An 8,684-nucleotide genomic window follows, 5' to 3' on the forward strand; every position below is an offset into this window, starting at 1 on the left:
GCACGAACCGCCTGAAGGAATCCCCGGGCCAAAGCCCTGGGGAGGAAGTCAACGCAGAAGGTTCCTCACGAGCATCAGCTCGTCCCAAAGCCCCCGCGTAATCAGGAAGCGCTCCCGCACCGTCTCGCGGGCCCGCCGCCCCATCACCTGCGCCTGCAGCGGGTGTTCGAGCAGGTAGAGAATGCGCGCCGCCATCTCCCGCACGCCCGCTTCGCCTGGAGCAACGAGGAAACCGTTGTAACCGTCGGCGATCTGGGTGGGGATGCCGCCAACATTGGTGGCCACAACCGGTTTCTCTTTCCACATCCCCTCCGTAACCGTAAGGCCAAAGCCTTCCTTCGTCGAAGGTTGCAGAATCACCGTAGCGGCCCGCTGGAGCGCATTGATCTCCCGGTGACTATCCGGGGGCAGGTTAAGGAGGTAAGCATCCGGCACCTTTTTAACCTCTTCCGCCAGCGCCGCGAAAATCCGTTCGTTTTCCGGGTCGTCGCTCGCCGTCCCGCCGACAAAGAGCAGCTGACACTCCTTCTGCCGCCGAACCTCTTTAAAAGCCTCCAAAGCGTACCGGTGCCCTTTGAAAAGATCAAAACGCGAGACGAGTAAAATGAGTGGCTTTCGCGCCGGATCGGCGATACCGTACTTATCCAAAACTTGCCGGATCTCTGTTTCACTCAGTTCCCGGTTTTTCTCGGAGAGGGGATTGATGTACGGCAGGATGATGAAGGAACGCACCTGCCAGTTGGGGATGTAAGACATCACCGAAAATATCGCTGCGTCGTAAAGCTCTACCAAGGGTTTTAGAAAATCAACCATCACGCAACGCTCTTTGTCAATCTGGATGTGGCACCGCCAGAACCATTTCTGCCGCCGCCGCACCTCCGGAGGGACGAAGGTTATCAAGCCCGCCGGCTGGGGATCATGAATCAGGACTACGTCCGCGTGCTCGTCAACCAACCGGTAATTGGCCCGGTTAGTCTCCCAGTACGCCTTAACGCCTAAAATATCGATCGTTCCCGGGCGGCCCTGCAAGAAATTGTGCAGTTGCTTGGTAAAATTGAAAAACGCCGGCTCACCGGTGAGAACTTCCCAGCTTACGTCAAGACCAAGCGCTCGCTCCAGCGGGATGAGGGAACGGAGCATCTCCGCCACACCACCGCCGAGCCGCGTGGAGTTGACCTGCTGGAAGCGCACCCCGCGCAGTTCTTCTCCGAGCCGCAGGAGATCCGCGATCAATTCCTCTCCGGCAAAGGCTGCATAGGCCTCTAGAGTCTCCGTTGCCGAAAGAATATCGCTTACTTTCTCTGCCACCGGGAGTTCCCTAGGAAGCGCCATAATTCAGTTCGAACACCTCTTAATAAAGCAAATTTTCCGGGGAAATAACCGGCCGGAATTCCCCGCCTACATTAATATAATCGAAAGTCTTTCTCTTTTCTACAGGAAAATTCTCTATTCTAACCCGGCCAGCGCTTATAGATTTGGGCGATAGACAGTCCCCCCAAGGTATGGTAAGATTATGGCCAAAAAAGCAACCGTCGGAACGGGTCCTTTACTCTGCGGTAAAGGCTAAAAGGGAAGCCGGTGCAAATCCGGCGCGGTCCCGCCACTGTGAGGGGGAGGCGCCGCACAAAAGGCCACTGCCCAGCACTCAACGAAAGAATTCCACGTCAGAGGCAACAAGATGGACATAGGTTGGGTTGAGTGCTGGGTGGGAAGGCGTGCGGCGGCGGTGAACCCGAGCCAGGAGACCTGCCCGTTCCGCCAGACCAACCCAACCTACGCGGATAGGGAGGTGGTTTCTTTGTTTCCGGTAGCATCCTGCCGTGGCCTCAAAGCCCCCTTCGGGTGATGCGGTTCCCTTACCTGGAAACAAAAGTAAAGGTGGGAGAGGTCATGAGAAATAACCCGCGCAAGCGGTGTTGCACCGCTTTCCTGGTGGTTATCTGTCTTCTCGGCAGCCTGGCCGGGCTAGCCGGCGGGGCGGCCGCGGCCGAAAACTCGCCTCTGCTCCCCACCGCGCAGGCGGTGCGCTTCCTCACCAAGGAGTACCGGCAAAACGGCTTTGTCAACACCGACGCCGGCGTGGGCGCGTACGCCTTTTACGTCCTGAAGCAAGCTGGGGTGGACGTGAGCGGCTGGCAGCACGGAGGCGTTACGCTCACGGCGGCGGTGCTGAACGGTATTGAGCAGGACCTGGCGCAGGTGCAGGCGACGCGGGCGAAGACCCTCGCCCAGGACCTGGCAGCCGCCCAAGCGCTGGGTCGGGAAGACTTGGTAGCCCGGCTCCTGCAAGCGCTCAAAGAAAGGCAGACTGGCCAGGGTTTTGGGGAGAGCGGCCCGCTAAGCATTTATAGCAATATGCCCGCTTTCGAGATCTTGGCGCGGACCGGGCTGATCGCCCAGCTGAACACCGGAGCGGCAAAACGCTACATCTTGGAAAGTCAGTACCTTGAACCGGGCACACCGCCCTACGGAAGCTGGGGTTCGGCGGACGGCGCCGGGTTCTACGCCGACTTTATGGCGACGGCGGAAGCGGTGCGGACGCTGCACTATTTGGACCCCGGCAAGAAGGACGCCACGGTACAGGCGGCGATCTACTGCGGCCGGGAATGGCTGCGGCGGCAGCAAAAGCCCGACGGGGGCTTCGTCGCCGGGATGGATGACCCGGTGATCGATACCTGCGAGGCGATCCTCACGGCCAAAGCGCTGGGCGAGGACCCCGCGACGTGGCGGAGCAGCGCCGGGAAGAGCCCGGTTGATTACCTAACGGAAAAGGCGCTGAATCCTGACGGCAGCCTGGGCACCTCCGGTAACGCGATGGACGCCACTTGGGTGCTCTGGGCGCTCAATCTTTTAGACAAACAGTTTTACCTGTCGCCATCCAATCCTAACCTTAGCCCCGGCGAGAGCAGTCAGCTCCGCGCCGTCTGGCAGGATGCCTACGGCCAGCACAACGTGACCGCCTACGCCGCCTGGGTGGCGGCCGACGCCACTATCCTGAGCGTGGATAACGCGGTTTACAAGGGCCGGATAACCGCTAAGAACGCCGGGACTACCACCGTAAGCGCCGTTTACGGGGGCCTGACCGCCAGCGCCACCGTTACCGTGAAAGCCCCGGTCAGCGGCGGCGCCCCCGCCGTGATCACCCCGGGGTTAGCGGTCGTCGGGATGAACGGTGAACTCCTCTTCGGCCCGGCCTACGTCGCCGTCACGCCGGGCAACAGGTGGGGGCTGACGTCCCTCGGGCTTTTAGACGCCTCCGGGCTCCCCTACCACACCTCCGAGTGGGCGTGGGGAATCCTCGTCGACGCGATCGCCGGCCAGGCTAACAGCAGGATGGCCGGCTGGATGTACGCCGTCAACGGGCAGATCCCGATGGTGGGGCCGGAAAAATACAGCCTGAAAGACGGTGACCGGGTAATCTGGTACTACAGCAAGAGCATGGAGCAGCAGCCGCCCAAGTGGGAAGACCTGGTAGCGCGCACTGCCGGCGGGGGCTACCAGGCGCCGCACCTCCCGCCCGCGGTGGACGACAGCGCGATGGAGGCGGCGCTGGCGAAGGCCGCCGCCACCGGCCGCACCGAACTCACCGCCGGTAGCGGGGAGAACACGCTCACCCTTACCCCCGGCCAGTTCGCCAAGGTGGCCGCCGCAGCGAAGCCGCTTGCGGTGAGTATCCAGAAGGTAGTCTTCCTGCTTCCCCCGCAGGCGCTCAAAGCCGTAGCGGGCGAAGTAGCGGCCGCGGCGCGCCTCCAGATTCAGGCGCAGGAGCTCTCCCCAGCGGAAGCCCAGCCCCTTGCCGCCGCGCTGCCGGCAGCAGAGAAGCTGGCCGGCGCGGTTTACGACCTAGCCCTCTTGGCCACAGACAGCCAGGGCAAGACGAAAACCCTTTCCTCTTTCCCGGGTTGCTATCTCGCCCTGCCTGTGCCCGAAGCCGCAAGTAAGGCAGCGGCAGACGGGCGTCTTCAGGCCGCTTACTACAACGACCAGAAGAAAAGCTGGGAAAAAATCGGCGGCGTCTACGACCCGGCCGGGAAGAGCATCCTCTTCCGGACCGAGCACCTCAGCAAGTACGCCCTTGTGGAAGATACGGTGACCAAAACCTTCGTTGATACCCAGGGTCACTGGGCCGGAAAGGAGATCGCCTTCCTCGCCAACCGGGATCTCGTCGCCGGGGTGGATAAAGACCGCTTCGCCCCGGAAAGGCCGGTCACCCGGGCCGAGTTCACGGCGCTCCTCGCCCGGCTGGCGGGATTGGCCCCCGCCTCCGCGGGCGCGGCCCGCTTTACCGATATACCAGCCGCGGCCTGGTACCGCGGGATGGTAGGCGCCGCGGCGGAGGCGGGTTTGGTTACCGGCCTCGGTAATAAAAGCTTCGGCCCCGATAAACCCATTACCAGGGAGCAGATGGCGACCATACTCGCGCGCTTCTTAGCGCTAAAGAAGATCGCGGCGCAGCCTGGCGCGGAAGAAGTCCCGGCGCTTCTCGCCCGCTTCGGTGACGCCGCTAACATCTCTTCCTGGGCGCGGGGGGCTTGCGCCCTGGCGGCCCGCGCGGGACTGGTGACCGGGCGGGCGAACGCCCGGTTCGGGCCGCAACATGAGGCCACCCGGGCCGAGGCGGCAACGGTTCTTTACCGGCTCTACGCGCGGTGGCAGCAACCCACCGAATAGCAGCCCGGCCGGTTAACCTGCGGGGTTAGACAGGCACAGCAGGTCCTGCGGCAAGACCGGTGCCGCGCCGTATGACGAGCCGCGAACCGCACTTGGCGAGGTGACGGCTCGGAGTCCGGATGCCGGCACGGACGCCGGCAAGCGCAACCGAGGCAAAGACGCCGAGTTTGCGCGGTGCCGGACGGAGAGCCGGAGACGAGCGTCAGTGCGGTCGGTGAGGAATCTGGCGCGAGCCGGTCTGCCCAGGGCCGATTCATCGGTTTTATGGATGTTAAGGGAGTGGTTTTATGCGGCGGGTTTTAACCTATCTTATCGCCGTGGCTGTGATCCTGCTCGGCACGCTTGGGCCGGCCTTCTACCTGCACAAGGTCCTGCCGCCCCACCCGCCGCCAAAGACACTGGCAGAACGCGTAGCCCGGGCTCCGGCTGCCCGTAGCCCGGGAGAAGGTAGCGGGCAGACCAAAAAGGCCGCCCCAGCAGCAGACCGGTTGACAAAAGCAGGTAAGCAAACTGGCCAGAGAGCCGCCGGTGCACCGGCGCCCGTCGCGAAGACTGCCGCGCTGGGCAACGCCGCCAAGATCGAAAGTAAACCGGCCGCCTCCGGAAGCAGCGCTGCCGCCCCGGCGGTGCCGGCAGGCTGCCAGGTGGGGATAGCGGTGGTCGGTAAAAACGGGGAACTCCTCTTCGGCCCCGCGACGGTGACGGTAAAGCCGGACAACCGCTGGGGGGTTACAGCGTTAGGAGCGCTTGACGCCACCGGCCTGTCTTACGCGATGAAACCGACCTGGCCCGATTTTGTGGACGCGATCGCCGGCCAGGCCAACAGCGGGATGGCCGGCTGGATGTACGCCGTCAACGGCGAGGTCCCGATGCATATGGCCGACAAGCACCCGGTAAAGACGGGCGACCGGGTGATCTGGTGGTACAGCCGGAGTATGAGCCAGCCGCCGCCCCGGTGGGAGGATTTAGCCCGGCAGAAGTAGAGGAGCAAGCGATGTTCACGGAGCTTTTTTACCGGGATAAAGGACTTTTCCTGCAGGGCCTTCACCCGGCCACGGTCTTAGTTTACCTTACGGTGCTGCTCATCCTGGCCCTGGTCTTCGCCAACCCGCTCTATCTCCTGGCTTTGCTCCTCCTCCTGGCGCTTTTAATCAGGGAAGCGGAGGGCGTGCGGGCCTGGGAAGCTTTCTTAAAGGCCGGTGTTTTTCTGATGCTGGTGGTTATGGCGGTCAACCCCCTGGTGATCCGGGCCGGCAAGACGATCATCTGGCACGGCCCGCAGGTGCCGTATTTGGGCAGGCTCGACGTTTCTCTGGAGGCCTTCTATTTCGGTGCCGTGGCGGGCCTTCGGCTCCTGGTGCTGCTGAGCATCTTCTGCCTTTACAACTTAGTACTTAACCCCGACCGGCTCCTCAACCTTTTTTCCGGGATCGCCGGCCGGTCGGTCTTAATTATCACCTTGGCCACCCGCCTACTGCCTACGATGGCCCAAAACCTCCAGCGGATCGCCACGGTCCTGCGGCTGCGCGGCGTTGACCTGGAGGCGGGCGGGCTGCAGCAAAAGGTGAAGGGTTACGCCTGCCTTTACAACATCCTCCTCCTCTCCTCCCTCGAAGACGCACTGGCGGTCGCCGCCTCGATGCAGGCGCGGGCCTTCGGCAGCGGCCGGCGCTCGGTTTACCGCCGGAATATCTTCCGGCCCAGGGACGCGCTCTGCGCCGGCGGGAGCTTCTTGGCGCTTCTCGCCGCCTGCTGGGGCTGGCGGTACGGTTACGGCCGGTTCACCTTTTACCCAGAGGCGGACTACCTGATTAGAGACGGGGCGACCCTCGGCGTGCTTGGCGTCGTGCTCCTTTACCTTTCGGTGCCGCTCATTCTGAGTGTGGGGTGGAAGCGTTGCCGCTTTTTACGCTCGAAAATCTGAGCTACTGGTACCCGGAGCGCGAAAAACCAGCCTTGAAGGAGCTCAACCTCGCGGTCGAAGCGGGCGAGTTCCTCCTGGTCACGGGCGGCTCCGGTTCGGGCAAGTCTTCGCTGGCCAGGGTGCTGGCCGGGCTGATCCCCGGCTTTTACGGGGGGCGGATCGCGGGGCGGGCGCTTTTCCGCGGCACGCCGCTCCGGAACCTTGACCGGCGGAAGTTGGCGCGGGAGGTGGGGATCGTCTTTCAGGACCCGGAGCAGCAGATCGTCCAGACACAGGTGGAGGCGGAGATCGCCTTCGGGCTGGAAAACATAGGCCTCCCCCCGGAAGAGATGGCGCGCCGGATCGCGGAGGTGTGCGGGTTTATGAACTTGACCCCGCTGCGGAAGGCCTTTACCCCTACCCTCTCCGGCGGGCAGAAGCAGAAGTTAGCGCTCGCCGCGGTGCTGGCGATGCAGCCCAGCGTGCTCATCCTCGACGAGCCCACCTCGCAGCTCGACCCCGTGGCGGCGGAGGAGATTTTAAACCTGGTTAAGCGGCTTAACGAAGAGATGGGCCTCACGGTGATCCTGATTGAGCAGCGCCTGGAGCGGTGCTTCCATCTCGCTGACCGCGTGCTAATTATGGCGGAGGGCGCGGTTGCCTGCGCCGGCACGCCGGCCGAGGCAGCCCGGGAAGCGGCGAAAAAGGGGCTGCCCTTCCTGCCGCCGGTGGCCAGGCTTTTCGCCGGCCTCTCCTTGAGCCCGGTCCCGGTGACGGTGAAGGAAGGGCGCCGCCTTTTACGCACCCGCCTTGCCGGCGCCAAACCGGCGGGGGATCCCGCCCCGGAGCCGCAACCCGCAGGGCCGCGCGACCGGGAAAGCGTCGCGCGCCTGGAAAACGTCTGGTTTACCTACCCGGAGGGGCGGGAGGCCTTGAAAGGGGTAAACCTAACGGTGGGCGCCGGGGAATTCGTCGCCCTCCTCGGCGAAACCGGCGCGGGCAAGACCACCGTGCTTCGGTGCATGGCCGGGCTGCTTGCGCCGGGCCGGGGCAGGATCACCGTTTTGGGCAGGGAGCTGCGCCGCGACGGCTACAAAGAGATCAGGCGGTTTGTGGCCTACCTTTCGCAAAACCCGAACGACTACCTTTTTCAAGATACTGTAGAAGATGAGGTACGCTTCACCGCTAAAAACCTGGGGCTCGAAAGCGAAGCGGCTGTAGCGGCGCTGTTAGAAAAGCTGGAGCTCCAGCGCCACCGCCACCGCAACCCCCGGGACCTCAGCGGCGGGGAGCGGCAGCGGGTGGCGTTAGCCGCGGTGCTGGTGACCCGGCCCCGCCTCATCCTCCTCGACGAGCCGACCAGGGGGCTCGACTTGTACCTGAAGGCCAAGTTGGGCGACTTTTTGCGCCAGGAGGCCGCCGCGGGCAAGGCGGTGGTGGTGGTGACCCACGATGTGGAGTTCGCGGCCGAATTCGCCACCCGGGTCGTTCTCCTCGCTGACGGCCGCGTGGTCGCCGATGGCGAAAAGCACGCGGTGCTGGGGCGGTCCTTCTTTTACGCGCCCCAGACGGCCCGCCTCTGCCGGGGTATCTGCGACGGGGTGCTAACCCCCGCCGAGGCGCAGGCGAAACTTTTGCCCCTACTGTCCAGCGCGCGCCTGGGGGAAGAAAGATGACGGATAACTGGGCGCTTTACACCACGCTTGCTGGCATCCTCGCCGCCGGCCTGCTTTTATTCGGGGCGGGGAAAAAGGGGTTCGACTCCCGGCAGGTCGCCGTCCTGGCGGTTTTGTCTGCCCTCTGCGCTACCGGCCGGGCCGTGACCGGTGTCGGGCTGCTCTTCCTGCAGCCAACTATGTTTTTGGTGGCGCTAACCGGTTTTGTCTTCGGAGCCCGGAGCGGCTTCTGCGTCGGCGCGCTGACTCCTTTGCTTTCCAACTTCTTTATGGGCCAGGGCCCCTGGACCCCCTGGCAGATGCTCTGTTGGGGGCTCGTCGGCCTCTCTGGCGGCATCCTGGGCGCGGCCTTCCCCTACGCCGGAAACAGGAGCCTGACCCTCCTCTGCTTCTCCTGGGGCTACCTTTATGGCGCCCTTATGGATATCTGGCAG

Annotated in this window: 6 protein-coding genes and 1 riboswitch; of the genes, 5 read left to right on the forward strand and 1 reads right to left on the reverse strand. The window is 63.7% G+C overall.

The window, feature by feature from the left end; all coding sequences use genetic code 11:
• Nucleotides 1-48: 48 nt before the first annotated feature.
• On the reverse strand, nt 49-1,332 hold the full coding sequence (locus ACUVTA_RS07080; RefSeq protein ID WP_445952256.1) for a glycosyltransferase: 1,284 nt from the start codon (nt 1,330-1,332) through the stop codon (nt 49-51).
• 190 nt (nt 1,333-1,522) lie between these two features.
• Nucleotides 1,523-1,768: riboswitch (cobalamin riboswitch) on the forward strand.
• 122 nt (nt 1,769-1,890) lie between these two features.
• Between ACUVTA_RS07080 and ACUVTA_RS07085 the strand changes: the two genes are divergently transcribed.
• The 5 genes from ACUVTA_RS07085 to ACUVTA_RS07105 form a co-directional block, all read left to right on the forward strand.
• Entirely contained in the window at nt 1,891-4,671 is a 2,781-nt protein-coding gene (locus ACUVTA_RS07085; protein ID WP_445952257.1) for an S-layer homology domain-containing protein, read from the forward strand.
• A 287-nt stretch (nt 4,672-4,958) separates the two neighbouring features.
• On the forward strand, nt 4,959-5,654 hold the full coding sequence (locus tag ACUVTA_RS07090; RefSeq protein ID WP_445952258.1) for a DUF4430 domain-containing protein: 696 nt from the start codon (nt 4,959-4,961) through the stop codon (nt 5,652-5,654).
• Nucleotides 5,627-6,595 (forward strand): energy-coupling factor transporter transmembrane component T, encoded by a 969-nt coding sequence (locus ACUVTA_RS07095; RefSeq protein ID WP_445952259.1) that lies wholly within the window; start codon nt 5,627-5,629, stop codon nt 6,593-6,595. Before ACUVTA_RS07090 ends, ACUVTA_RS07095 begins: the two co-directional genes overlap by 28 nt.
• The gene (locus tag ACUVTA_RS07100; protein ID WP_445952260.1) at nt 6,568-8,250 is read left to right on the forward strand and encodes an ABC transporter ATP-binding protein; all 1,683 of its coding nucleotides are present in this window, start codon (nt 6,568-6,570) and stop codon (nt 8,248-8,250) included. The genes ACUVTA_RS07095 and ACUVTA_RS07100 overlap by 28 nt, the downstream gene beginning before the upstream one ends.
• Nucleotides 8,247-8,684, forward strand: a 438-nt coding sequence (locus tag ACUVTA_RS07105; RefSeq protein WP_445952261.1) for an ECF transporter S component, incomplete at its 3' end; no start/stop codon positions are given. The genes ACUVTA_RS07100 and ACUVTA_RS07105, both read left to right, overlap by 4 nt.

Source organism: Thermodesulfitimonas sp. (assembly GCF_052743955.1).

What these genes read in the sequence shown, in the direction of transcription:
- ACUVTA_RS07080 (WP_445952256.1), bottom strand. Translation starts at nt 1,332, where the DNA reads ATGGCGCTTCCTAGGGAACTCCCGGTGGCAGAGAAAGTAAGCGATATT.
- ACUVTA_RS07085 (WP_445952257.1), top strand. Translation starts at nt 1,891, where the DNA reads ATGAGAAATAACCCGCGCAAGCGGTGTTGCACCGCTTTCCTGGTGGTT.
- ACUVTA_RS07090 (WP_445952258.1), top strand. Translation starts at nt 4,959, where the DNA reads ATGCGGCGGGTTTTAACCTATCTTATCGCCGTGGCTGTGATCCTGCTC.